The sequence below is a fragment of the Butyrivibrio proteoclasticus genome, assembly GCF_900115735.1.
Taxonomy (GTDB): domain Bacteria; phylum Bacillota; class Clostridia; order Lachnospirales; family Lachnospiraceae; genus Butyrivibrio; species Butyrivibrio proteoclasticus_B.
In genome coordinates this window covers 13,732-38,705 of record NZ_FOXO01000019.1, presented here as the reverse complement: position 1 = coordinate 38,705, position 24,974 = coordinate 13,732, and the positions used below count along the sequence as shown (strand labels likewise).

At 35.1% G+C, this 24,974-nt stretch carries 22 protein-coding genes and 1 pseudogene; 1 reads left to right on the top strand and 22 read right to left on the bottom strand.

All coding sequences use genetic code 11. The features are described from left to right. Positions 1–4: 4 nt before the first annotated feature. From BM146_RS12070 to BM146_RS11990, 16 genes and pseudogenes are all read right to left on the bottom strand, one after another. The gene (locus tag BM146_RS12070) at positions 5–526 is read right to left on the bottom strand and encodes an adenylyl-sulfate kinase (protein ID WP_074889281.1); all 522 of its coding nucleotides are present in this window, start codon (positions 524–526) and stop codon (positions 5–7) included. Beyond that, positions 527–2,401: a sulfatase-like hydrolase/transferase gene (locus BM146_RS12065; protein ID WP_074889278.1), complete on the bottom strand. Its 1,875-nt coding sequence runs from the start codon at positions 2,399–2,401 to the stop codon at positions 527–529. Continuing rightward, positions 2,401–3,021 carry a PIG-L deacetylase family protein gene (locus BM146_RS12060; protein WP_074889275.1) on the bottom strand — a complete coding sequence of 207 codons (621 nt, stop codon included), beginning with the start codon at positions 3,019–3,021 and terminating at the stop codon, positions 2,401–2,403. The genes BM146_RS12065 and BM146_RS12060 overlap by 1 nt, the downstream gene beginning before the upstream one ends. Before the next feature lie 47 nt (positions 3,022–3,068). Further along, on the bottom strand, positions 3,069–3,785 hold the full coding sequence (locus BM146_RS12055) for a hypothetical protein (RefSeq protein WP_143087477.1): 717 nt from the start codon (positions 3,783–3,785) through the stop codon (positions 3,069–3,071). Between the two features lie 204 nt (positions 3,786–3,989). After that, positions 3,990–4,331 carry a hypothetical protein gene (locus BM146_RS12050; RefSeq protein ID WP_177201652.1) on the bottom strand — a complete coding sequence of 114 codons (342 nt, stop codon included), beginning with the start codon at positions 4,329–4,331 and terminating at the stop codon, positions 3,990–3,992. 172 nt (positions 4,332–4,503) lie between these two features. Then, positions 4,504–5,616, bottom strand: coding sequence for a hypothetical protein (locus BM146_RS12045; protein WP_177201651.1), 1,113 nt, complete (start codon positions 5,614–5,616; stop codon positions 4,504–4,506). Between the two features lie 943 nt (positions 5,617–6,559). Next, positions 6,560–6,757 carry a DegT/DnrJ/EryC1/StrS family aminotransferase gene (locus BM146_RS12035; RefSeq protein ID WP_143087475.1) on the bottom strand — a complete coding sequence of 66 codons (198 nt, stop codon included), beginning with the start codon at positions 6,755–6,757 and terminating at the stop codon, positions 6,560–6,562. Between the two features lie 81 nt (positions 6,758–6,838). Beyond that, entirely contained in the window at positions 6,839–7,615 is a 777-nt protein-coding gene (locus BM146_RS12030) for a transcription termination/antitermination NusG family protein (RefSeq protein ID WP_074889255.1), read from the bottom strand. Between the two features lie 350 nt (positions 7,616–7,965). Beyond that, positions 7,966–8,784 carry an IS66 family transposase gene (locus BM146_RS12025; RefSeq protein ID WP_330391826.1) on the bottom strand — a complete coding sequence of 273 codons (819 nt, stop codon included), beginning with the start codon at positions 8,782–8,784 and terminating at the stop codon, positions 7,966–7,968. A gap of 199 nt (positions 8,785–8,983) precedes the next feature. Then, positions 8,984–10,417: pseudogene (locus tag BM146_RS12020) on the bottom strand (IS5 family transposase). Positions 10,418–10,647: 230 nt separating this feature from the next. Further along, positions 10,648–10,989 carry a hypothetical protein gene (locus BM146_RS12015; RefSeq protein ID WP_207649923.1) on the bottom strand — a complete coding sequence of 114 codons (342 nt, stop codon included), beginning with the start codon at positions 10,987–10,989 and terminating at the stop codon, positions 10,648–10,650. 300 nt (positions 10,990–11,289) lie between these two features. Next, positions 11,290–12,225: an RpnC/YadD family protein gene (locus BM146_RS12010; protein WP_242949393.1), complete on the bottom strand. Its 936-nt coding sequence runs from the start codon at positions 12,223–12,225 to the stop codon at positions 11,290–11,292. A gap of 384 nt (positions 12,226–12,609) precedes the next feature. After that, positions 12,610–14,184 (bottom strand): AAA family ATPase, encoded by a 1,575-nt coding sequence (locus BM146_RS12005; protein WP_074889246.1) that lies wholly within the window; start codon positions 14,182–14,184, stop codon positions 12,610–12,612. A gap of 491 nt (positions 14,185–14,675) precedes the next feature. After that, entirely contained in the window at positions 14,676–15,614 is a 939-nt protein-coding gene (locus BM146_RS12000) for a hypothetical protein (protein ID WP_074889243.1), read from the bottom strand. 2 nt (positions 15,615–15,616) lie between these two features. Next, on the bottom strand, positions 15,617–16,417 hold the full coding sequence (locus tag BM146_RS11995; protein WP_074889239.1) for an ImmA/IrrE family metallo-endopeptidase: 801 nt from the start codon (positions 16,415–16,417) through the stop codon (positions 15,617–15,619). Positions 16,418–16,420: 3 nt separating this feature from the next. After that, positions 16,421–16,786 (bottom strand): helix-turn-helix domain-containing protein, encoded by a 366-nt coding sequence (locus BM146_RS11990; RefSeq protein ID WP_074889235.1) that lies wholly within the window; start codon positions 16,784–16,786, stop codon positions 16,421–16,423. Between the two features lie 464 nt (positions 16,787–17,250). Here BM146_RS11990 and BM146_RS11985 point away from each other — a divergent pair, with 464 nt between their 5' ends. Then, positions 17,251–19,023, top strand: coding sequence for an IS1634 family transposase (locus tag BM146_RS11985; protein ID WP_074889233.1), 1,773 nt, complete (start codon positions 17,251–17,253; stop codon positions 19,021–19,023). 131 nt (positions 19,024–19,154) lie between these two features. Here the strand turns inward: BM146_RS11985 and BM146_RS11980 are convergent, their stop codons facing one another. The 6 genes from BM146_RS11980 to BM146_RS11960 all read right to left on the bottom strand — a co-directional run bounded on the left by BM146_RS11980 (position 19,155) and on the right by BM146_RS11960 (position 24,893). Then, positions 19,155–20,306 (bottom strand): glycosyltransferase family protein, encoded by a 1,152-nt coding sequence (locus BM146_RS11980; RefSeq protein ID WP_074889228.1) that lies wholly within the window; start codon positions 20,304–20,306, stop codon positions 19,155–19,157. 23 nt (positions 20,307–20,329) lie between these two features. Then, on the bottom strand, positions 20,330–20,467 hold the full coding sequence (locus BM146_RS19505) for a hypothetical protein (protein ID WP_177201650.1): 138 nt from the start codon (positions 20,465–20,467) through the stop codon (positions 20,330–20,332). Positions 20,468–20,487: 20 nt separating this feature from the next. Next, entirely contained in the window at positions 20,488–21,381 is an 894-nt protein-coding gene (locus tag BM146_RS11975) for a hypothetical protein (RefSeq protein WP_207649922.1), read from the bottom strand. A 54-nt stretch (positions 21,382–21,435) separates the two neighbouring features. Continuing rightward, the gene (locus tag BM146_RS11970) at positions 21,436–22,389 is read right to left on the bottom strand and encodes a hypothetical protein (protein WP_074889222.1); all 954 of its coding nucleotides are present in this window, start codon (positions 22,387–22,389) and stop codon (positions 21,436–21,438) included. A 299-nt stretch (positions 22,390–22,688) separates the two neighbouring features. Then, positions 22,689–23,216 carry an RpnC/YadD family protein gene (locus BM146_RS11965; protein ID WP_074889220.1) on the bottom strand — a complete coding sequence of 176 codons (528 nt, stop codon included), beginning with the start codon at positions 23,214–23,216 and terminating at the stop codon, positions 22,689–22,691. Between the two features lie 99 nt (positions 23,217–23,315). Beyond that, complete coding sequence (locus BM146_RS11960) at positions 23,316–24,893, bottom strand: AAA family ATPase (protein ID WP_074889217.1); 1,578 nt, start codon at positions 24,891–24,893, stop codon at positions 23,316–23,318. Positions 24,894–24,974: the final 81 nt, after the last annotated feature.

Here is a 24,974-nt window from a genome sequence, read left to right as displayed (position 1 = left end):
CTTTTCACCACTTTGACAGATAATTCAGTATATGATTCATTGATTCTTCCACTGATAATTCTTCAGTATCAACTACTATTTCATTTTGTAACGGAGTTTCATATGTATCATTAGCTCCGTTCAAATTGCTCATGTGGCCTTCTTTAAACTTCTTATAGTATCCTTTGGGATCACGTCGCATGCATTCCTCTAAGGAACATTTGACATAACATTGAATATATTTATCACCAAACTGTTGCCTGATTTGATTCCTCATCTCCTCATAAGCTACAACACCAGTTAGGATTACCGAAATACCATTTTCAAGAAGATATTCCGCAACCGTCCTTGTAGCCTGATTGCATTTCATACGTTCTTCCTTGGTATACCCGAACATGCCACCAAACCTAGCTCTGATGTCATCACCATCAATGAATTGGACTTTTCTGTCATCATTAGTCTTAAAATATTCATTTAATCTAGTTCCAATGGTCGTCTTTCCGCTTCCACTGGTGCCTATCAAATACAAAAGAAAAGGCTTTTTCATCTATTGACCACCCTTTTCATTGTAAACTCGTAATTTTTCATATTCCTTTAGCAATCGAAACGCGTTGCAATACTTATCCTCATCAAAAATCGTATAATCGATTTCACCACATAGTTTTCTACAGCAATCTATCTCTTCCTTATACTTTTGCTCATTTATTTCATTTGAGTAGTCATCGCCATTAACATAGTATTCCTCTTCACCGGAAGCATATTTTAAATATTTTCCCGTTCCTTTTAATATCCCTTTCACAAGCATTGCAAATTTGTAATCTTTCGCTTCTTTTATTTTCTTCAGTCCTCCCTCGTTATAGAACGGCATAGACTGTATTTTTATGTATTCTTTTTCTTCAACCATCCATTTTTCATCTATAATACTTCTAACTATCTGTAGAAAATCAACCAGTGAAAATAAACTCATAAACTTTCTATGGCCGAAATACTTACTTTTCACAATCATTACAGTATGCAATGAATTTTCACTCCATCTACCAATAACGTACTTTTCCTTTAATGGATTTACATTCTCATCGAACTTATAAACGTTTTCCAATTCCTGACCGTGGTCACTCATAAGAATAAAAGAAAACCTCTTCTTAATTATTGGCATATAAAACATAAGTTGAGCATCTATATATTGAATGCATTCATAATAACGATCACAAAATGCTTCAAATGATGAATCCCACACATTATATAATGATTGTGTCATCATTCCGCAATAGTGATGTTCATGAGACTCAAAACTATGTAATAGATACAAGGATTTTCCTGTATTATTCCGAAGCATATCCATTAACATTTTCCAGATATTCAGTGAGATTATACAATTATCTTTTTCTAGAGAATATGAACTTATCCCATCAAAATAGATGTTATTCTTCCCCCACCCAATATATCTAAAGTCATATCCTTTTTGCTTTAAGTAATTGTATAAGGGACTATTATCAGAATTAATAGTATCTATTTCATACGCTTTTCCATCCAATACATCCTTTCCCGAAAACATCATTTTAAAAGTTGTTGACGTTTGCAAATTCTCGGTGTAGCACTTTTCAAATGATACACACTCATTTTTTAATGAATTCGTATACTCCATATGGTCTAAATCACAATACCTTAGTTGATCCAACCATAGCCAAACTATATGTTCCCCTTCAATATTGAGAATATCCTCCTTCAACCTATTCATCAATTCTTGTAACTCATTGCGAAACAATAATAATCCATCGCAAAACAATCTATTATACTTATCTATATACTTAATTGCATTATAAAAATCTCTAATGCTTATATAAGCGCAAATTAGTTTTTTAAGAAATAAAGGGTTTTCGCCCTCTTGGCTTTCAGATAGTTTCCGAAAATAGTTTATTTTCAAGTAAAAACATCTTGGGTCAATTCTATTAAAAAATGATGAGTCAAAAAAGAATCCTTCGCTTGCCAACACATCATAAATATCTATTATCTCAATACTAGGATATTTGCTTTCCAGCTCACATCGCATCTCATATCTATAATTAAAACTGCATATTATGCATTTATTAATGCCATCTAACGAGACACCGTTTATATCAAATACTGGAATACCGTACATTTCTTTTTTATTCGAATAATTATCAATTACACCTGTTATATTGGACAAAACAGACTTATCTACACTGTAAAGAGTTTCCAATATGAATTTAGTTTCTTCGCCACCACCCCTAATAACTACTTCGGCTTTGCATATACATCTAAACAATTCAGTCAATATATCAACAATATTTTTTAAAAAATCATTGATACATTCAATATCAGCATCTACAAAATATATACCGGTTCTCTCCAAAAGCTCTTTTATTAACAAATCATAATTTTGTATGTCTTTTTTTTTCATTATAGAACCCCTTCGCGATAACACTCCGCAAACGAAAAATGATTCAATAACCCCCTATACTGATTAAGCCCCTTTACTGCTCCAATGTAGTTTAGTTCATTAATTTGACTTTGATACAACTCCAATACTTCCAATTTATTATTCATACAACTTGTAATATCAAGAATATGAGTTGGGTTAGAAAGCGGAGACCAAACCTCGTACTGAAACACTTTATATCTACTACAACTAATAAATCTGTTTAATACTAACTGATAAAAAGATGCCCTATGATCAGTATGTGTCTCACATTTATTTGGAACAAACACATAATCATACTTATCTAAATTCTGTCCATGATAACAATTAACGATTCTGCTTAACGTTCGATCATTGAATCCTAGTGAAACATAATGAGAAACGTTGCATTTTTTCATAACTGACTCAAATTCTCTTTTTCTTATTCTAGCCGTTCGAGATGGGCTCCACAGCCTATGTCCCTTACTTCCATCCGTTAATAACAAAACATCGCATTGTTTTGGATAACTTAATATCAAGCCACCGCAACCAATAATTTCATCATCCGGATGGGGAGCTACAATTAGTATTTTATCTTGTGATTTAAACTTCAATTCATTCATATTCAACCATCACATAACCAGACCATAAACTATTTTAATCAGTTAATTTATAGGTTTATTCTGTACACTCGAGCCATTTCCTTTATACACTTATCGTTTACTCCGTCATATATATTAATATCAGACAAATTCTTTCCATCATTATTGATTTCAAACAAGCAATGACAATCATACGAACAAGTATTAACAATCTTGACCCCGCCAAGTCTTGCCATATAATTCAACCAAACATCATCAGCTGTAGGACATATATTCATAAAAGAATCAATATTTAACGTTTCTCTTGGCATAAGCCAATTAGGTATCAAAGTTCCCCCACCTGTCGTAAAAAAAACATTACTAGGGTGTGGTTGAAAGTTTATTCCATACTCTTCAAAGCCTTTCCACCTAGCATATTTTACAGGGATGCCATTAAAACGTCTAATAATATTACTTCTGCTACAAATAATAGAGTTCACATTTTTTTGATACGCATCCAGCAAATTACCTATCAATTGTTCCGAGTAAATAATGTCATCATCAACCGTAATTGTAAAATCTTCAGGATAATCCCTCATGGTATAATAATATTTTTTATGTGACAGTAAATTATCAACATATTTTATCTCAACTTCTTCTCTTTCCTTTATCTCATCTGGTATTCTTACCCCGTCAAACTCTTTCTCAGAAATATATATTATTATTTTGTCAGGCTTAATCCGTTGCCTCAAAAGACTTTCAATTGACCAATGAACAGTATCGATTCTTTCTGGAATTGTTGTCATGCTCACTATCAACCGTTTTTTTAACGGGTTATTACCTTTTTTTCCCCATGATATATTTCTTGTTATCCCTATCCATATTTTCACGAACTTCAATAAACATGCAGAATACCTATCATAACTATATTTAAAATACTTCCTACATAATTTGTATAGGAAGTAATCTAACATTTGTAAAAAACATATCATACAGTCCACCAATCATCCTTACATTTCATATACTAAATCTTCTAGAGAGAATATCTGCATGATTTTGTCATTATTAATACTATCTTTGATAGTATCGAATTCAATAAATGGTGTGATTATTAATAAGTCTATCTTTTCATTTATGTCATTGGCATTTTTTACACATTTACACAAGCTATTTATTTCCTTAATATCAGCTCTATCAACAATATATCTAAGATTAATTTCGCTGTTCTGTATCAATTCATCATATAATCTTTTTCCCAAATCCCCCCATCCATATATAGCAATATTTTTATATCCATTTTTTACAACAAAATCTGAGATTTTCTTTTGCTGTATATATTGACTAATCCACATGTTGTATAGATTGATATAACAAATCTTCTTTTCTATATCTATATTTACTTTTGATATATAATTCAGCAACTTTCGAATCACAACCACACTGATAATAAACACCACAGAGACTGGAAAGAAGCACAAAAATATCCGTCGAATATGTCTTGTATTGTATACCTTCATCAATATTTCACCTCAAATTTGTCTGTGTCAGAGAACGAATAAATCTGTTTAGTGTGTTGAATCTAGATTCTAAACTCCCCCAACAGATATACTTTTCAAGTTCAGATCCCTTCGGAACCTTAATTTCGTCATTTCGGACTAACGTACCCCTTTTTTCAACAAAAATATCGCAAATCGCATCATGATTACCGCCTTCAACAACTATCAAGCCATATTCATCACTAATTCTTATAAAATTCCCTCCATTTGCTCCATCAATTACATAAACAATTTCAATAGTTCCGCTATCAATTCTAATTCGAATTATTTCATTTGTTTTTTTAGGAAGATAATATACGTACTTTCCCATAACAAAGCTATTATCAAAAAAGAACTCATTCCATGTTATATCTTGGTTCACATTTGTTAGCGTCAACGGATAACTCTGCACCTCATTATCTATAGTATTCCATGCAATAATTTTCTTCTTATCGCCTGAAAACCAAAGACAATCTCCTGCGTATGAAATGGTATTAAATTTACAATCACTTTCCAATTTATGCACTCTAAACTTTGATCCATCACTCAAATCATATTCACAAAACCCGCCCATTTCATCTATTGTAAAGTACACTTTATTCTCCACAATTAACGGCTTAGATGTGATACTGACATCTGTGAGCTCATCCAAGTCTTGTAATATATGACTTGGATAAAGCATAACCTTTACATTATTCTTTCCAAATCCCCAAAAATATATCTTATCTCCGTAAACAAATACACTTGAAAAAAGCCCCTTCTTTTCTAGTTTAATATATTCTATTTCATCAGTTTCAGTTTCATAAATGCAGATCGAGCTGCTATTAAAAGGTGAAAAAAATATCTTTGAATTATAAGCTGCACAGCCATTAAATAAAAACTCTGCATTATCATATTTCTCAGTTTTAGACAAACAATCCAATGTTTTGTTTTTCAAATCATATGAGAAAATACCATTTGAATTTAGCGCCCAAAAAATAATTCGGTCACCAATAATTTCTGCTTCTTGAAAATTCAACAAATAATCTTCAGTTATCATCTTTTTTCCTTTATCACTATTATTTTCTATTCCGGCGGACCTCATTTCTAACTGTCCTTGCACTTGTCATAAAACAAGATTTTTGCAATACACCGAGTTAATCAAAACTAGGAAACTAAGCATATGGGAAGCTCCAATATAATCTAAATTTCGAATGCGGCAACTAAATATTCTCATACGCTCTCATAAAAGAAAAAATCACACCACGACGTTGTTTCTGGATCCGATGATAATGTTCTTTTATACTGATTCTTTATAATTTCCACTAGACGAAAATTCTTAAAGTGCTCTTTTATATAATCATTATGCTCCCTATATAAGACATGACTTGCCATAGGCAAATCTAATTTTCCATCGTAAGAATATATTCCGACCCATTTGTTGCTACTCCCAAACAGATTATTCATATAGTTTTCATAAACGTTGGGTTCAACCAGATGATACAATACATCTAGCGATATTGACATATCTCCCTTGGGCTGCTTTAAGGACTTCCCTAATAAACCCTCTCCAAAACCTCAGTTGGGATCCTTTGGAAGTTCTGGATCGGTTTTAAGGACTTCGCTGATAAACTGCTCTCAAAACCTCAGTTAGGGATCTTTGGAAGTTTGGACTGTTTTGTAGACTTCACTGATAAGCCATTCTTAAAACCTCAGTTGGGAGCCTTTGGGAGTTTGGACCTTGAAGCCTCGCCAACCCTTATAAACACTGAACCAAGAGACGTCCGTCTCCGTTTCATCCCTCTAACCTACTCGTAGGTATAGAACGGAAAAATGCGGCGGTATAGCTCTAAAATGCCTCTATTCCGCGGTTTACATTACCCGTTCCCGTTCCCGTTCCATCTTTCCAACATTCCTCTCTGCAACTATACAGATGCAATATGAATTCATCTCCCTTCATTCGTCAAAGTATTATAAATTGCGGATTTCAAGTGTTCCATCTTTCCACTCTCACATCCCATTTTTCGAGGAACCTCCGGGTTTATGATGTACTCCTTTTCTCCGTCCTATTCCTCTACATATCTTTTAAACGCTTGTTCTCTCGCATTTATAGCATTACCTAAATGTCTCCGATTACACAATCCCATAATCGCAGAAAACTCATTCATCTTCCCATCAGCTCCAACAGATGCTGTCACTTCCTCGTTATGTATACCAAAATCCTTAAGATCATGCATTCTGACATACATTTTCTCAGATTCCATATTCTACGAAACCACACAATAAAGTTCCGTTTAATAAATTTAATAAAGCTGCCGTTTCACCAAACAGCAGCTTTACAGTTCCTATCCTATTTTCTTCACATCATCCACATACATTTCAATGCTTCTCGCACTACCAAATAAATCTATAGTTGTATGAAGGATTCTCTTTGCAGGATCCACGCGATCAACCACAAACACCGTATCCCCATATATTTCAGGGTATTCAACTTTATCACCGGGATTGATTCCTATATTAAAAGTGTGACTGTTAATAATGTTCCCGTTGACTGTATTAATGTTTTCTTTTTCCTTTTGTTCTTCCAGCCAGGGCATCTTGGGATCCTGGTCTGACCATAATCCAAATTGAAGCTTTCTTCTTTTACCGAAAATTTCTGTCTCAACAGTAGCATATCTATGCCTGAATTCCATCTTGGTAATATAATTTCTGTACTGTTTTAAGGGTCCGACAACTTTATCTATCCTGTTTGCCTTTGACAAATGAACGTAGCTGACATGCATTATTCCGTCTTCAAGTATACTGTCAAAAAAGCTCTCATCTTCTTTACCAACTGGAACAAAGCACTTTTCTTTTTCACGATTTTCCCTGGCACCAAGTACATCCGCATAATCAGGCAGGCTTCTTAGTACATGATGAACTTTTTCCGGATAATCAGTTTCCACAAACAAGTATCCGGGAAGTAGCTTTTTCATCATAATCAGACTTTTTTCCTGTCTATGTCTTACAGATTCATAAAGCGGGACAAAACACCTTTTATAACAGCTTTTATCCAAGAGTTCTTCCAAGAGAAGCTTGATTTTATTTTCATCACCTGTTTTTGACTGAATTACATACCACATAGTTTGCTCCAACGTTTAGAATTATGAAAAAAACATTACTCTATATATGTACACTGATTTTGACCGAGCTTCGCCACTTCACATACAGATGTGAAAAAAATTCAATATGTCCACATTTCATCAAAATCGGTACTCACCGCCTAATGCATGACAATGCTTCATAAAGAAAAAAATTTCAAACAATATTTCGTAAAATTAATTTTGTCCGAAAATTTATTCTAAAAATATGTTAACACATATTTTTTTATAGTGTCAACATTACCACGAACAACCATATATGCAATACCGTTTATCATTACAGTTCATACCCTAGCTTGAGATAAGAAGACCGGTAGACTACACTTGATTCATCAAGTCAATCTACCGGCCTTTTGTCTATCGAAGATCTTCGATACGCTGTCATACACGCTGGATTCTGGATCCTGCCTTAATGATAGAAGCATGCTCTGACAGAGGTAATCAATGCTCGCATCCGAGCGGAAACTCATGACTTGATGCTGCTTTCGTTTATAGGCAAGCCAAAGGCGTTCCGCCATGTTATTGTTGTGCGGAACTCTTATATCATGTAAAAATAGCAGATGGCTGGACCTATACTTCTTCATACGTCTGTATAAGTTATAGCCTTCTCTATAATATTTACTGGGTGGAATGTATTCGTATTCTTCTCGGGCTTCTTCCAGGATGCTGTCATATCTTTCTTCAAATGCCATGACAGTTTTTTCATCAAATCCCGTAGTTTCACCAATACCGTTCCGGTAATGAACCATTTCCCGCAGAAGTTTATACATCTTCTTATTCCATTTCCGGTCAGGTTCATTCTGTATGCTGTCTTTACAGTATCTCAGGATATGAGCGATACATTCATGATGGCCACTGCCATAATTATAAAAGGTGGTGTCATGGTCATGTATAAATATCGCTGACTGGTTAAGGTCGACAGGGGTATCTTTTATTCCTGCATGGCCTTTGTTTTCCCTGAAGTAATACTGGGCGGTCCCATCCGGAGCAGCAACAATAAATACAAATCGGCTGCTTCCATTGCTTCTGGCATTGGTGTTATCTGTATGGAGTACAGGCTTCTGCATCAGTGATACAAAAAGCTCTTTCTTTTCCTTATCCGTTTTCATGGAGAATTCTTTGGAAAGACCATTGACCATGCCTTTTGAAATACTCAGTTTTCCGTCAGTGAGATCTGAAATAAGCTTTATGGTCTTGTCTATAGAAACACAGCATTCATTATCAAGGATGAATGCAAGTGCTTTGACACTGCCGCCATAGTTTACGTCATTGACATATCCTTCAGGAAACTGTGCGTGGCATCTTTCGCCCGTCTTTGAATTAGTGTATGCTCAGCAACCAGCTGTTTTTTCAGCCGATGCTTTTGCATAAAAAATAACAACAATTGTACCTTGAAAATATCAAAATCAGTTTTTGGAACAAAGAAAGCCTTAACAGGCTATCCAGGTTCATTGAGATGATCGACAGCACTATTGAGCTGCGTGTAGTATCCTCGCGCTTTGTCATGATCAAGCCCAGTCCATGACTGTGCTTTGATAATCCAAATTTACGCTCAACTTCGATCCTGTCTACGCTATCAATGTACTCTGTATGCTTATCGATGACTGTATCCTTGCCAGGCCTTCCAAGAGCTGGACCAGCAAGCCTTATCCCATGCTCTTTGCAGTACGCAAGATTGACTCTGTTTCTGTATATCTTATCTGCAAGAACTCTTTCGGGATAATGTCCATTACGCTTGTAGTAGTTCTCTATTGCTGGAATCAGCACTTCGCTTTCGTTGTAAGCTTCAAAGGATATCTTTTCTATCCTGCCAAGACCATTCTCTACACTTAGGTCAAGCTTTGCGCCAAACTCAACAGGCGCCTTGCTCTTTCCTCTGACAATAGGTCTGATGTATGGCTGGAATATACTGGCAATCCTGTTCTCTACTGTATGAGTCTTGTTGTACATGTACTGTTGCTGTTCAACAAGCTTATCCAGTACCTCAAGGTGTTCCAGCTATTTTTCATCAGGATAGTATCCATAGCTTGAGAGCCAGTTGATGTAATTCCTGTCTCGGCGTATGTACTGGAGTTGCTTCTTTATTGACTTACGGATCTTCTTTGAAGATCTCTTCTTGCTCTTTGCCAGAGCAAGATAGTCCTTTCTGGCTTTTTCCTTGTACATCCTTGTTTTTTTGAGATTGTACTCATATCAGACAGATTCGATAATTCCTTCAAGATTTTCTCTTGGTTTCATTCAGAAGATTAACATCCTGAGGAAAGGCTATTTTCTGTGGAGCGCAGCTGGCATCAATGATGAGTGTTCCATCATTGCCATTGCCTGCATCGTCATGATTATCCGGGTTATCTCCATTACTACCAGATGGAGTGTTGTCATCGTCATGTTTATTGTTCTTGATGATCATTTCATTGATCTCGGCAAGCTTTTCATCAGTAAGGCGTTTACGGAACTCAACAAGCAGTGATGGTGCAAATGGCTGCTCTAGATGGAATCCCGGTAGTTGAAATACTGATAATACGGATTCTCCTGGATCTGCTCTACAAACTCTCTGTCGGAATAATCATATTTCTTCTGAATGAGAAGTGCACCAAGAGCCATCCTCAAAGGCTTTGACGGCATCCCACAACCTGATGGGAACAGATCAGCGTATTCTTCTTCGATGTCATCCCATGATATCATGGCAGCTTTCTTTATCCATTTGTTCTCAGGATTTAGCTTCAAGCAAAGTGGCTGATCAAAATCCTTGAGTGTTATTTGACGATTTTGATTCTTTTTGTACATGGGATTCTCCGCGAAAGGTGCAAGGTTTTTGAAACAATAGTAATGATTTCCTTGCATCTATTATCTCACGGATTGCCCGCAAAGTCAGTAAATATCAGTGGTTATTAATTTTTGAGCACGCACTAATTACTAAGATATCGCAACATTGGAACCATGTAATGTCAACAATTTTGCAAACAAAAACTCCCAACATAAGATTTCACACCTTACATTTGGAGTCATTATCATTATTATTCTGTTTTACTGAGCACTTTATCTATATACTCATCTGCTTTTTCTTCTGAGATTTCAAATCTCTTACACAGTTTGCTTTTTATTATATCAATAGAAATACCATCTTCCAACTTATCTTCGATAAAGGCTTCTATGCCTTGTTCTATACCTTCTTCTAATCCTTGATCATATGCTCTGAAGCATGGTAGATCTAATACTTTTCCACCCATAACGTCACCCACTTTCTTCTGAACATTGTCCTGTTTCATCGTTAGTTTGTACGCAACTCTATATGTTAACCTTATGATAGCATCATAGGAAAGTGCTGACAAGTCGCTGGCTTCTTGCTCTTGCTTCAATCTCAGAAAAATCTTTTCATAAATTCCAAGTAAGTCGTCAATTTGAGCTTCGTTGCAATTAATTACCGGAAGTTTTCTCTCAAAGTAAAAAACATATAAGGATTCAGTATATCCCCTCCCAGATGTAAAGTATGAACTTGTCAAGGTTCACCATTACTTCGCACTTCTTTTAACTAAAATATGTATATATTCTATTATATCGCTCTTTGTGCACTCATTCAATCATTTAAGTTCGTTTTTCCGTTAAAAGGCCGATGCACATTCAAAAGTGCATCGGCCACATTCTTAAAGACTGGGTAATCAAACTTTTTTCATTAAATTCCTTACATACTCTTTAGTAACATCAAACTCTTTACTAATTCTATCTATTATTATGGCATCTTCAATCTCCATACCTCTTAATAATTTAATAGTGCTGATTGTTCCTTTCTCTATTCCTTTCTCTATTCCTTTCTCTATTCCTTGTTCTATTCCTTTCTCTACACCCTTCTTTTCCCTTGCGTTTCCTACAAGTTCTAAAGCATTAATTTCTTGATCTTCAGCTAACATCATATCTGCTACCTCCGACATATGTGAAACTAAAAAAATCTTGATTTCAAAAGATGATGGCATTTCCCTGATTGCTCTAATCGTAGCCTTCTCTATTCCAAGTTCAGCATTATATTTTCTAATCCTGTCGATTAACCACGAGTACTCTTTTAATGGGGAACATCCTTGAATAAGCCTTTTGTTATGCCCATAATTTATATTAAGCATTCTGACTTTAACTTCAACATCTCCATTTCCCTTCTGGTATTCAGGAAATGAATCACTCAGCTTAAGTATAATCTCATCTTCTACATCATCAAGACCATTATAGAACGTTACCAGCTTTGGCACTGGCAATTCAATGATATCCTTGCCAAATACATCCAGTGCATTTTCTTTAACATACTTAGAATACAAATTGCTCAAATACCTTAACATTCTAAGCGGCATATTTGGATTAAATGTTGACTGATGCTCATATAGACTCATTGTATCCGCTATGATAAATGAAGTATCATTTTTCATACTAACATATAAGTAATTTTGTAATGTATTGAATACAATCAGTGACTCATCCTCGTAATTTGAGCCATTCACAGCATTATAAAGAGATAATGTCCACCTCTTATTCTCTTCACTTCCAAAAATAAAATTAAATAGCCTGTCCTTGTGCTGTCTGTTAATTATTACTTTTTCTTTTTCTGACAAGTCCTTGTCCTCCTTTATGTTTTTAATCAAATGCCATAAAGGTAACATCAAGACTAATACAGAAATAAAGAATCACAAAAATTCAAAAAAAATCCTAATATCATTATAGTCTAATCCCAACTGTCGTACAAACAATACATGGAAAAATGAGCGATATGCTCCGGACACCTTACGGTATTTGACCTTTACATATTCTAATCCTTATGAGCAACGCAGTCAATAACTAAATCTAATTCACTATTTGCAGCAATTTACATCCAAAATTGTTTATATCCCGATTTCAAAAAAGTCTTATTCTGCATCTGTCCGTATGAAATTAAAGAGCATCAGGATATCATCACCGATGCTCTAAAACTTCATGACACGCGTTCAGGAAATGCTTGCTTATTTATAGTACTCCTCAATTTTACAGGTATGGATTTTGGTATTATCATCGTAGTTAATTCCTACAAAGAGGATATTTCCATAGTACATAGATAAGCTGTCAAAATATTGTTTTTGTTTTATCTGTTCTATAGCGCTTTCAACTGTTTTATTCTTTTTCAATTCTATTATCAAAGCTGGAATATCCGGCACATATGGAATGTAAACTACATCCGCAAATCCTTTTCCTGTGGTCATTTCTTTCACTACAGTATATTTGTTCAAAGCGTATATGTACGCTAAATAAATTGCGCTTTGCAAGGAATCTTCATTATTATAGCTACGATTTGAAGTCACATGTATATGGCTCAGATCAAGTGCCTTGGCTACCGCCTCTTCATCACCTCGCAATGTATCATCCAACAATTGTTTCGAAGCACTTATTATTTGGTTTGTGGTAGAATATCCATCTGCAGTTTCAATCGCATTCAACCACTCTTGTCTGACCTCTCCATTTGGAATACGACATGTCTTCTCATTGTAATCATAAGAAAGATACCCAAGATGTATAAGATATGTGAAAATATCATTTCTCGAATGAAAAGAATCCATGGTATTCATATATCTGGTAACATTAACATCAACATCTTCACCAGCAAGCATGCTGATAACAGCCTCTTTTGTCCCGGCAAAATTCTGAGCAATTCTATCTGAAATCACCTGATATGAAGAAGTTTTTCCCCAATACCCCTCAAACTTTCTGTCATGCATACAGCATACAACCGATTCCGGGTTGTAGATTTCATATCCATTCTGATGATATCCGTCATACCAGTTTCTACATTCATCAAAATCCATTTTATGCTTATCACACAATGCTCTTACTTCTTTTTCAGTAAATCCTACATACTCAGTAAATTCCTTTGAATCGAGGAAAGTATATTCTTTAAAGTTATTCAATTTAGATTGAACTTTATCCCTTACAATTGGTAATATACCGGTAAGATAAGCAAGCGCAATCGCCGGGCGAAGAGTATTGCTCTTGAAAAGCCCATTCAAAAAACCCAGATAAGTGTTAAAGAGTCTCTCAGATACCTGTTCTCTTACAAGCACATCGTATTCATCCATGATGATAATAAATTTCTCTCCGGTAGTAGAATAGACTTTCAATATTGCATTTCCTAATGATTCATCATCATCTATCCCTGATTGAGAAAATTCGTTTTTTAACTCTCTATTTATTTTTGCCGAAAGTATTTTAATTAGTTTTTCTTTATCTTCAGTGTTTTGATACTCACTGTTCATATCAATCTGTATAACATTATACTTATTTAGCTTTTCTAAGTAGTCATAACTACTGGAAATCTCTAAATCATCAAATAATTCCCTCGAATCACACCCTTTAGAATAATAGGCTACCATCATATTCCCGGCAATGGTTTTCCCAAATCTCCGTGGCCTTGACACACAAACATAGTTATTTGCTTTATCAATAAATTTGTTAGTTACAGAAAGCATCCCTGTTTTATCAACATATTCGCCGGTTGCCAGAGTCATTCTAAAATTTTCATTATTTGGGTTTAAATAAATTCCCATACTGTTTATACCTTCTCAAAGTGTAGTTTGTTTTATTCTAACATGATTCAAGAAAAAGTTTAATTCTACTCCACTTAGTATGCCATAAATATTTCTTGCATCTATTATCTCACGAATTGCCCGCATAGTCAGTGAATATCAGTGGTTATTAATTATTGAGCACGCACTAATTACTAAGATATCGCAACATTGGCACCATGTAATGTCAACAATTTGCAAACAAAAACTCCCAACATGAGATTTCACACCTTACATTGGGAGTCATTATCATTATTATTCCGTTTTACTGAGCACTTTATCTATATACTCATTTGCCTTTTCTTCTGAGATTTCAAATCTTTTACACAATTTTCTTTTTATTATGTCAGTAGAAATACCATCTTCCTTTCTCTATTCCAAGTTCAGCATTATATTTTCTAATTCTGTCAATTAACCACGAATACTCCTTTAAACCGTGCATTGGCTACACCATCGTGAATATAGTGTTATGCTTAAAACAGTATGTTTATCTTATTGGGCTCCATTATCCACTTCGCAAGTTCTCTTGAATCTACGCTTATACAATCATCTACTTCAAGATCATATTCTGTAGTCCCAACTATTTTTAACTGTTTTGTAGAGATAGTTGATAGGATTGATACTATACATTTCTCATCCATCTTAATTCCTGACTTATACATGGTTTGTATAAGTTTCGGGGTGCTATATACGATTATTCTAGAACCCGTATAGTGAGATTTGGTCTTTTTCATCAAAGATGCTATTTTACCTGCTCCACCTTTATCATCTGTTATAACGTTTAGCTTCCCATCTTGAATTCCCGGAATATGTGATAAAAGATGCATACAAATGGCTAGTATTTCCTCTCCAAGGTTATCACCACTCTCTTTATTATCACGCAACGTGGCAAAAAAGCATTTGTATATAGCTGTCGAATCCTGATCCGTACCTTTGATCAAAGCCTGTTGTAAGAACTTATCTCTCATAAGCACTGTTGTAATCGTACTTACCGGCATCTTTACATATCTTACAGCCCATGACAAATAGCTATTAATTGCACTTGCAGAAGCAAAACATTCTGACATCATGTCATATATATCTTCTTCATTTAGTATATGAACAGGTATTCCATTATTTGTAATTTGTCTCAAATAATTAATGTAATTCATTTCTAGTAAACCGCTTATAGATGACAATTCCATCAGTATTACCCTGGTTATTACCACAATAGCATTACAACTCTTAAAATAATCCAACAATATCCTCACTGTATCATCTGACAGATTAGCATGATATCTAAATGAACATGTATCATAAAAAAATATTTTTTCATATAACCAAAAATCATGTTTAATCAATCCAATATCAATATTCGCAAAGTTTTCTATTTCACCCCAGTTTTTTGGCTCTTTAAAATACGCCGTAGGCATCTTTATTCCCCCTTGACCATACAGCTTAGCTTTTTAATATTCGCAAGATTTTTATCAAGTGTTCTTTGATCAAGGAACTCATCTTCAACGTATTTTTCACCAAGATCTTTTACCATCTGTATAATACGCTCACTATCGTCCCTGAGAGGACTATCAATAATTGTCTCATCAAGCCATAATCTCATTAGCTCTATTTTTAATACTTGTCTTGATATACTGAGTTTAGCCGTATCTATCGTATTTGCCTTACACAATCCTAATTCATAACATCTTATTAAAGCAGCCATATATGGCACTTTATAATATGCCATTAGTTTATATATGGCATCATTGATATTCTGATCTGACTCCTGCATAAACATTCTAAACATCTTGGTAAAGTTTAGTTCAGGCATAAGTAAAATCCCGGCAAACAGATTTGCAGCAAACTCTTCTTCTGACTCATAGTACTCTTCAGTAAAGTCCAATGCAGTAACATATTCTTCACTAAGAAACAGCACATGATACAATTCATGGGCAAGTGCAAAATTGATATTAACTCTTGGTAGAGATGAGTTGATGACAACATAGCCCTGTTTACTTTTCTTATAGCAGAGTGCGCCAATCTCATTATCTACAAGCGGTATCTCAAACAATTGATACCCTGCTCTCCACAATACAGGTCTTGCTATTTGAAAAATATCTAAAACATCAGCGTCATTCTCTATCCCTGCAAGTGTTCTGAACTTCCTGACTTTTACGCTCACATCAGCGCTATTTTCTGTACTAAACTTAATAATCTTCCTAAACTTTTTAATATCCATATATCAAATACCTGCAATATCAATAAATCTGCTTTTTGCACCGAGAACCTGGTCAATATTATCCATCATCTCTATCAAATTCTCCGCGATATCCTTCTGATGGTCAGTAGGTTCACCTGCGTAAAATGCAACACTATCAAATGTACGGCTACTCGCTTCAGGAATAGAAAAATCATTTGACACAAAAAAATCTATTCCTTTGCCAAGTGCGCCGGCCATTTTTTCCATATCAGCTCCCGTTTCGTCCTGCGCACCTTTTAAGATTCTTGAAAGCTTATTTTTATCAATTCCACTCATCTTGCTAATATATACTTGCTTTATTTTATAGTAGTCTATATATGAATTGTAATTTTCAATAAATAAAGTCATTTGCCTACTTCCTTTCCGTTTTTCTATATTATACAATATTAGCCAAAGAATTTTAATACATAATCTTATATTTTAAGACATCATACTGCAATATCCTATTGCATACACTATTTTACATCATAGTTCAAGCCTTTTATCTCATATTTTATGATTTTCTATTTTTTCTACACCTTTCTTTTCTCTTCTGCACTTCATTGTGGTATTACGTCTCTAATTGAGCGAATATAGTTCTATTCTTTAAATATGTTTAATTTCGTTAATAATGTTACAATAATTTCATAGGAGATTACCGACTATGAATCATTCCGAAAGTTTGACAGTCCAGCCTCATAAATCTTAGTTCATAATACCCCCAAGCCCGCATAAAGACTGATATTTCAGTCTTATTTTTTGTCAAATTTTGTCACTTTATATGTAGCTATATGTAGCCATATATGATATAATAAGGGTTGGAGGATATTAGTATGAAACTAACAGTAAGCAAATCCAAAAACTCTGCATCATTCTATGTTCAGAAAACTATCCGAAAGTCAAACGGCTCTGTCACAACTGTTACCGTAGAAAAGCTTGGCAACCTTGATGAAGTAAAGGCAAAAGCCAAAGGGCAGGATCCTTACGCCTGGGCACAGGAATACGTCAACGAACTAAACCGCAAGGAGTATGAAGAACAGAAGGAAATAATCCTCAGCTATGCACCTTCCAAACTCATCAAAAAGAACGAGCAGAAAACATTCAACTGCGGATATCTCTTCCTCCAGGACATCTACTACAGCCTGGGCCTTGATAAGATTTGCAGTAAGATATCTTCTCGTCACCTTTTTGAGTATGATCTAAACGACATACTTTCCAAACTTGTATACGCAAGAGTGATCTTCCCGTCATCAAAGCTGTCATCCAACAAGCTTGCAGCATCATTCATTGAACAGCCATCATTTGAACTTCATGATATTTACCGTGCTCTTTCCATCCTCGCCGAGGAGAACGACTTTATACAGGCTGAGCTCTACAAGAACAGCCAGAAAGTATTAGAACGCAGAAGTGACGTACTGTATTACGACTGCACAAACTATTTCTTTGAGCTGGAAGAAGCTGACGATTTAAGGAAATATGGCAAATCCAAGCAGCATCAGCCACTGCCAATCGTCGGAATGGGACTGTTTATGGATTATGATGGAATTCCTCTTGCATTTGACATATATCCCGGAAATAAGAATGAGCAACCTACTCTAAAGCCTCTTGAAAAGAAGATTCTTAAGGACTATGGACTTGATCAGATCATTGTTTGCACAGATGCTGGACTGTCCTCCAAAAGCAATCGAAAATTCAATGACAAATCCATCAACGGTGAGCGCCTGAGAAGCTTTATTACAACACAGTCTGTCAAGCAGCTTCCTGAACACCTCAAGGAGTTTGCTCTTGACCCTTCCGGTTGGCACATCATTGGAGACGCTACTATTTACAACATCGAAGAGATTGATGAGTCTGAGTTCTACGATAAGATTTTCTACAAAGACAGATGGATAAAAGAAGATCTTTCAGGAAGAAAAATAAGACAGGGGGCAAAGCCTCTAGAGCAGCACCTTATAGTCTCCTACTCTCCCAAATACAAAATCTATCAGCGTAAGATCAGGCAGGGGCAAGTAGACAGGGCAACAGCTATTATCAACAGCGGAAAATATAAACAGCGTCCCAAGAATCAGAATGATCCACACAGATTTATCGGAAAGGAAGTCATGACTGAAGATGGCGAGGCATGTACAAAAGAAGTTCCATATCTCAAGACAGACATCATAGCTGAAGAAGAAAAATATGATGGATTCTACGCAGTTTGTACCAATCTTGATGACATGAATGTTGCTGAAGTGATACACATCAATAAGAAACGCTGGGAAATAGAAGAATGCTTCCGGATAATGAAAACCGAGTTCAAGGCAAGACCCGTTTACCTTCAACGGGAAAACAGGATAAAAGCACATTTCCTGACCTGCTTTATATCACTCTTCATATACAGACTGCTTGAAAAAAGATTGGGCAAACAATATACCTGCGAAGATATAGTCCACACCCTCAGGGACATGAACATGTACCGTCCTGGAGAAAAACGCGGATATATCCCATCATACACAAGAACAGACCTGACAGATGCGCTTCATGAGACCGCTGGATTTCGCACAGACTATGAGATTCTGACTGACCTGAGCATGAAGAAAGTCATCCGTGAATCCAAGAAAAAGTAATAATATATAGCTACACTTTTACCCTAAAACTAATGCGAGGTTTCCGCATAATTACTGCGGTTCCTCGCATTTAGACTGTCAAAGATGGGAGTTTAATTCTACTCCACTTAGTATGCCATAAATACTTCTTTCTAAAGATTATTAAGTATATATAAAAATCGTTTTGCAAAGCCATCCCAAGAGTATTGTTCCATAGCCTTCTTACATCCATTTTGCGCCACAAGCGCATTATCTATATTATTCTGAATTATATCAGGCACCATGTTAATATTTTTTAATGAAAACAATAGAATTTCATTACTATTCTCAAAACTTTCATCCAGCGCAGGGGTATAATCTGAAATAGCTATACTTCCTGCCATCATGGCATCAAGCACCCTCTCAGTGATACTATCTTTGTGCCAGGTCATGATATTAAGACTCATTTTGGAGTTTTCATATATGGAACTAACACTACCCGCAGAAACCTCCGGATGAATCCGTAAATACTCATTGTCTGCAAAAGGCGAATTTTTCCAACTATCACCAAATACGTCAAGTGTTATCCCACTGTTTAATATGGTTTGAATTATTTCCTGACGATATAACCTTGCGGCACCTCTGTCGGCAAGTCTGTGCACTTTGGACAATTCCTGCACAAACTGATCATCTGATAGATGCGCCCCAAGCCTTTCAAGAACTATTCTGAAAGCTTCTTCTGTTGTGTAATCCGGTTCTGTAACCAAAAATTCCAGATAGTTATCCACTATTATTTTTGTGGTTTCATCATCCGAATTAAAGCCTTTGACGCAGTCCTCCCAATTAAGGAATGAACCAGCAAATGACAGATCATACTCTCTAGCATTAAATGGTATAATCCTATCAGCTTTTCTGCCTCCCGGCGGAAGAAAAAAAGCTTTCAAATTCCTATAGTATCTGTTTATAAAATTAACATAATTTCTATCCTGTGTCAGAATGTAATAATCCTTTGGAACTTTTTGAACATATCTGTAATAGAACGCAGGATAATCAGTCCAATAGTTGAACTTCGGTCCGTAAAAAGAATCAAATAAAAAGCTTCCATCATCAAGAACACTGTAAAAAGTGTTCTCCATAAAAGCGATGATAGCCTTATATTTTTTTCCTATCAGCTCATCTATAGAAGCTTTTGCAGGATCTACATATATTACATCTTCGCCAAGTGAAATTAGGGCATCTCGCAATTGTTCACTAAAAGAAGTAAGTATTCCATAACAAAGCGAACTATCACCTTTAAATACTAATATTGGTAATTCAGAAGACATATTTTCCTTCTCTATTCCTTTCTCTATGCCCTTTTTTCTCTTGCATTTCCTACAAGTTCTAAAGCATTAATTTCTTGATCTTCAGCTAACATCATATCTGCTACCTCCGACATATGCAAAACTAAAAAATTCTCATAATCCGAAGCCTTACAAACCTTCATAGTCAAATTGATAGTATCTTTTACACCTCTCCATAAGCAATACGCCTGATAGTATCCGAAGGAACACATGTTACAAATTCCCAGAAGTCTCTATATTTTTCATACACCTCTTTTGTTAAGATGCCTTCTTTGTACAATTCTATAAATGTCCTTTCTTCTCCCAAAAGTTCTCCAATCGAAACTGTTTCTTTGATAGCCTGAGTTTTGTATGGAGAATAAATATCCGGTAATAAATAATTGACTTCAATAAATTCATCTATCCAAACTTCAAATATACGTTTTCTCCAATTGTTGGCAGTCTGAACTGAACTCACCATATTGTATGCACCTTTTTTACTTACAAGTGCAATTTTAGGATTATCAATTTGGGCTAATTTATCAAACAAAAACCAATAATGCCAAAAATCATTTTGAGCCTTAGAGCAGTTATTGCTCCCACCAAACCGATAATCTTCAAGCATTGTTCTGGTATTATAAATCACTGTCTCAAGAGAAGTTATCTGCTTTGAAAATAGCTTATATAGATTCTCTGGACTCCTCAAATCAAATCTGTCGCCATCATAAATGTCTCCCAATCCAAGTGAAATAATCACATCTGATTTATCATCACATCTATCCAAAACTGCCTTAAGCATTGTTTCATTTGGAATGCTACGATCCTTGATGGGCCAAATGTAATTGTATTCTTTTGTCAACCCCTCTTTTGAAAAGATGAGGTCAATCTTATCTCCATACAGATAGCTTGTCGGCACAGATACGAAGTGAACATTGTCGAACCCGGACCCATTCTTATGTCCTATTAGTTCTTTCACTTCATTATCCCCACTTGAATCATAATAGTAGATGTCAACACCATACTTTTTTAGGAAACTTAGACTATAAAGCAAAACTTCTTCCACGACATCTTTGTGCATATAAGTTGGCACACAAATAGCAAGTTTATCCATTTTTTTCCTTTCAACACTTAATCAAAAACGGTCCATGAATTCTACAAAACGTAATACATCATTATTGAACTTTTCTTTTTCTGACTTAATTGTTTTTCTATAATTATCAAAATCCTTTTTATGCACATCAAAATTATCACAAATATCTCGCAATAACGCCTCGATTTCATCTAGCATATCATTTGGTTCCGTAAATTTATAATCTTCAGGAATTGGTACATCCTCACTAAACGCAGCAGAACCCTTTTTATTTGTGATCACACAGCATCCATTAACTGCCGCTTCTCTTGGAATTCTGTCTTTTCCGGGATGATTTCCAAAATCTACATAAATCTTAGCCATTTGCATGACCAATATCATTTTTTCTCTTTCCATTCCAATAAGAGGAACCCACTCAATCCACTTTGTTTTATCTATAAGAGGCTTTATTTCGCTATATCCTTTCCATGGATTATACAAAGCCATGTTACGTCTAAATTCTGTTGGAAGAATGAATTTGCCATGCTCATCATTGATATAATCCGATAAAAAAATACCTCTCGCACCAGTAATCTTTTTTTCGACATAATCTTTTGAGTAATATGACTGGTATAAATGGAGAACAACTTTATTCTTAATCGTATCAAGATTTGCCTCATTTGTAGAACTTATATAATTATCTACGCTCATCCACCATAATACTATTCTGGCTTTATCGACCAAATCGATATATCCGGTAAGCCCTTCTGGAATAACAACAATATTTTCGGTTTTATCTACCACTGAATAATCGCTTATGCATTCAGTATGATAAAGTGCATACTCTACCGGTGCTTTCTCGTTTACAACCAAGGTTTCCAGCCTTGTATCATCTATATCCGTGTACCACATTTTTGCTTCAATTTCCGTCAATGTATTTAAAGCGCAACAGAGCTGATGAGCCAGTTCAACGCCGCCAGTAACTCTTTTTGTCGGACATAGTATGTATATTTTCATATACCCCTCCATTCCCATCTATTTACCATTTAATTATACACTATTATTCGTTATAATGATTATTATATATAACAATAACGAGGTGTAGGCATGTCCAATGATCTTGGCATGCCCTATCTTGATATAAAAACTGAATATAACGCTTCATATTTCAAACCATTGAACGCTTACTTGGTAACAAAAATCTTTTCTGAGTCAATGTCTTTTCCTTCATATGTACTTCTCGCCGTTTTTATAAATAATCTACTAAAAAACTCCCAACATAAGACTTTACACCTTACATTGGGAGTTAATCATTATTATTTTGTTTTATTGACTACTTTGTTTATATACTCATCTGCCTTTTCTTCTGAGATTTCAAACCTTTTACACAATTTTCTTTTTATTATGTCAGTAGAAATACCATCTTCCAACTTATCTTCAATAAAGGCTTCTATTCCTTGTTTTATCCCTTGTTCTATTCCTTTCTCTATTCCTTTCTCTATGCCCCTTTTTTCTCTTGCATTTCCTACAAGTTCTAAAGCATTAATTTCTTGATCTTCAGCTAACATCATATCTGCTACCTCCGACATATGTGAAACTAAAAAATTCTTGATTTCAAAAGACGATGGCATTTCCCTGATTGCTCTAATCGTAGCCTTCTCTATTCCAAGTTCAGAATTATACTTTCTAATCCTGTCAATTAACCACGAGTACTCCTTTAATGGAGAGCATTCCTGAATAAGCCTTTTGTTATGCCCATAATTTATATTAAGCATTCTGACTTTAACTTCAACATCTCCATTTCCCTTCTGGTATTCAGGAAACGACCTTGACGAAATTGCCATGAGTTTTGATGCTTACTATGGAAGCGCATCGCCTCTGGTTCCAGTATTTGCGGAGCACAAAAAGCCTGTGATGATCTCGAACTATGAGATGTGAAGCTTTTATTCCTTAATGAACTGCTCAATCACGCAACTATGTTTTTTACTAGTCTCATCATAGTTAATGCCAACAAATAACAGTTTTCCTTTATAAAGTTCCAAGCTTTCAAAATATCTCTTATCTTTTATCTGATCAAGTGCACTTTCTGCTGTTTTGTTCCTCTTTAGCTCTATTATCAAAACCGGATCATCGGTGTCTCTTGGAATAAACACCACATCTGCAAAGCCTTTTCCTGCTGTCATTTCTCTTATAACAGTGTATTTGTTAAGTGCATAAATGTAGGCAAGATATATCGCACTCTGTAAAGCATCTTCGTTATTATAGCTTCTGTTGGAGGTCACATGTATATGACTTACATCAAGAGCATCCTCAACTGCTTTTGCATCTTCCTCGAGTGTTTTTTGCAATAGCTGCTTCGAATTATTGATTATCTGATTGGTAATAGTATAATCATCAAGACTTGCAAGCGCATTCAGCCATTCCTGTCTGACTTCTCTATTAGGTATACTGCACATTTTTTCATCAACGTCATATGCCAGGTATCCTAAATGTATCAGATATGTGAACACGTCATCTTTAGTAACAAATGCATCCAAAGTATTCAGGAATCCTGTTACATTAACATCAACCTTTTCTCCAGCTAACATTTTTATGACATCGTCCTTTGTGCCTTGGAAGTTTTGGCTTAACCTGTCTGAAATTACCTGGTAAGAAGATGTCTTACTCCAATAACCTTCAAACTGTTTATCTTCAAGACATTTAACAACTGATTCCGGATTATATATTTCTATGTCACGCTGCTTATAACCATCATACCAAACTTTACATTCCTCATAATCAACCTGGTATATATCGCATAACTTTTTTACCTCACTAGATGTAAAACCTATATACTCTGTTAAATTAGACGAATTTATAAATGTATATTCTCTGAAATTATTAAGCCTAGACTGGATTTTATCCCTTACAACAGGAAAAATTCCGGTAATATAAGCAAGAGATATAGCCGGGCGCAATGTATTACTTTTAAAGAGTCCGTTTAGAAAACTTAAATAATCATCAAACAGCTTTTTAGATACTTTTTCACGCACCAGAACATCATATTCATCTATAAGCAGGATAAAAGTATCCTGTGTAGCCGCATATATGGCAAGGATAGCCTCTCCAAGAGTATATTCATCTTTGATCTTTACACTCTTGTATTCCTGCTTTAGCTCATCAATAATCTTTTCAGAAAGAATCCTTACCAGATTGTCCTTATCATTAGTATTCTGATATTCACTGTTAACATCTATTTGAATAACATTGAACTGATTAAGTTTATTATCAAAATCCTCTGTACCGGCAATTTTATATTTTGAAAAAAGAGCTCTCGAATCGCATCCCTTTGAATAATATGCCGCAAGCATATTACCGGTAATCGTCTTGCCAAAACGTCTTGGTCTGGACACACATACATAATTATTTGCTTTATCTATAAAACGATTCATCTCAGAGATGAGCATAGTCTTATCAACGTATATATCGGCAACTGTCGCTCTTCTAAAATTTTCATTACCCGGATTCAGATATATTCCCATAATTATCCCCTAGCAGTCTATTAAAGTTAATTTTATACTCTCTTCCATCTTTCTTTCAAGCACAATCCAACTAAACGTTTT

Bases quoted from the DNA above. Each gene is read 5' to 3' on its own strand.
- BM146_RS11970 (WP_074889222.1), bottom strand. From the start codon at position 22,389: ATGAAAATATACATACTATGTCCGACAAAAAGAGTTACTGGCGGCGTT.
- BM146_RS11985 (WP_074889233.1), top strand. From the start codon at position 17,251: ATGAAACTAACAGTAAGCAAATCCAAAAACTCTGCATCATTCTATGTT.
- BM146_RS12060 (WP_074889275.1), bottom strand. From the start codon at position 3,021: ATGAATGAATTGAAGTTTAAATCACAAGATAAAATACTAATTGTAGCT.
- BM146_RS11995 (WP_074889239.1), bottom strand. From the start codon at position 16,417: ATGGATATTAAAAAGTTTAGGAAGATTATTAAGTTTAGTACAGAAAAT.
- BM146_RS12005 (WP_074889246.1), bottom strand. From the start codon at position 14,184: ATGGGAATTTATTTAAACCCAAATAATGAAAATTTTAGAATGACTCTG.
- BM146_RS12070 (WP_074889281.1), bottom strand. From the start codon at position 526: ATGAAAAAGCCTTTTCTTTTGTATTTGATAGGCACCAGTGGAAGCGGA.
- BM146_RS19505 (WP_177201650.1), bottom strand. From the start codon at position 20,467: ATGAAGGTTTGTAAGGCTTCGGATTATGAGAATTTTTTAGTTTTGCAT.
- BM146_RS11980 (WP_074889228.1), bottom strand. From the start codon at position 20,306: ATGTCTTCTGAATTACCAATATTAGTATTTAAAGGTGATAGTTCGCTT.
- BM146_RS12050 (WP_177201652.1), bottom strand. From the start codon at position 4,331: ATGTGGATTAGTCAATATATACAGCAAAAGAAAATCTCAGATTTTGTT.
- BM146_RS12000 (WP_074889243.1), bottom strand. From the start codon at position 15,614: ATGCCTACGGCGTATTTTAAAGAGCCAAAAAACTGGGGTGAAATAGAA.
- BM146_RS12035 (WP_143087475.1), bottom strand. From the start codon at position 6,757: ATGGAATCTGAGAAAATGTATGTCAGAATGCATGATCTTAAGGATTTT.
- BM146_RS12055 (WP_143087477.1), bottom strand. From the start codon at position 3,785: ATGACAACAATTCCAGAAAGAATCGATACTGTTCATTGGTCAATTGAA.
- BM146_RS12030 (WP_074889255.1), bottom strand. From the start codon at position 7,615: ATGTGGTATGTAATTCAGTCAAAAACAGGTGATGAAAATAAAATCAAG.
- BM146_RS11965 (WP_074889220.1), bottom strand. From the start codon at position 23,216: ATGGCAATTTCGTCAAGGTCGTTTCCTGAATACCAGAAGGGAAATGGA.
- BM146_RS11960 (WP_074889217.1), bottom strand. From the start codon at position 24,893: ATGGGAATATATCTGAATCCGGGTAATGAAAATTTTAGAAGAGCGACA.
- BM146_RS11990 (WP_074889235.1), bottom strand. From the start codon at position 16,786: ATGACTTTATTTATTGAAAATTACAATTCATATATAGACTACTATAAA.
- BM146_RS11975 (WP_207649922.1), bottom strand. From the start codon at position 21,381: ATGCACAAAGATGTCGTGGAAGAAGTTTTGCTTTATAGTCTAAGTTTC.
- BM146_RS12065 (WP_074889278.1), bottom strand. From the start codon at position 2,401: ATGAAAAAAAAAGACATACAAAATTATGATTTGTTAATAAAAGAGCTT.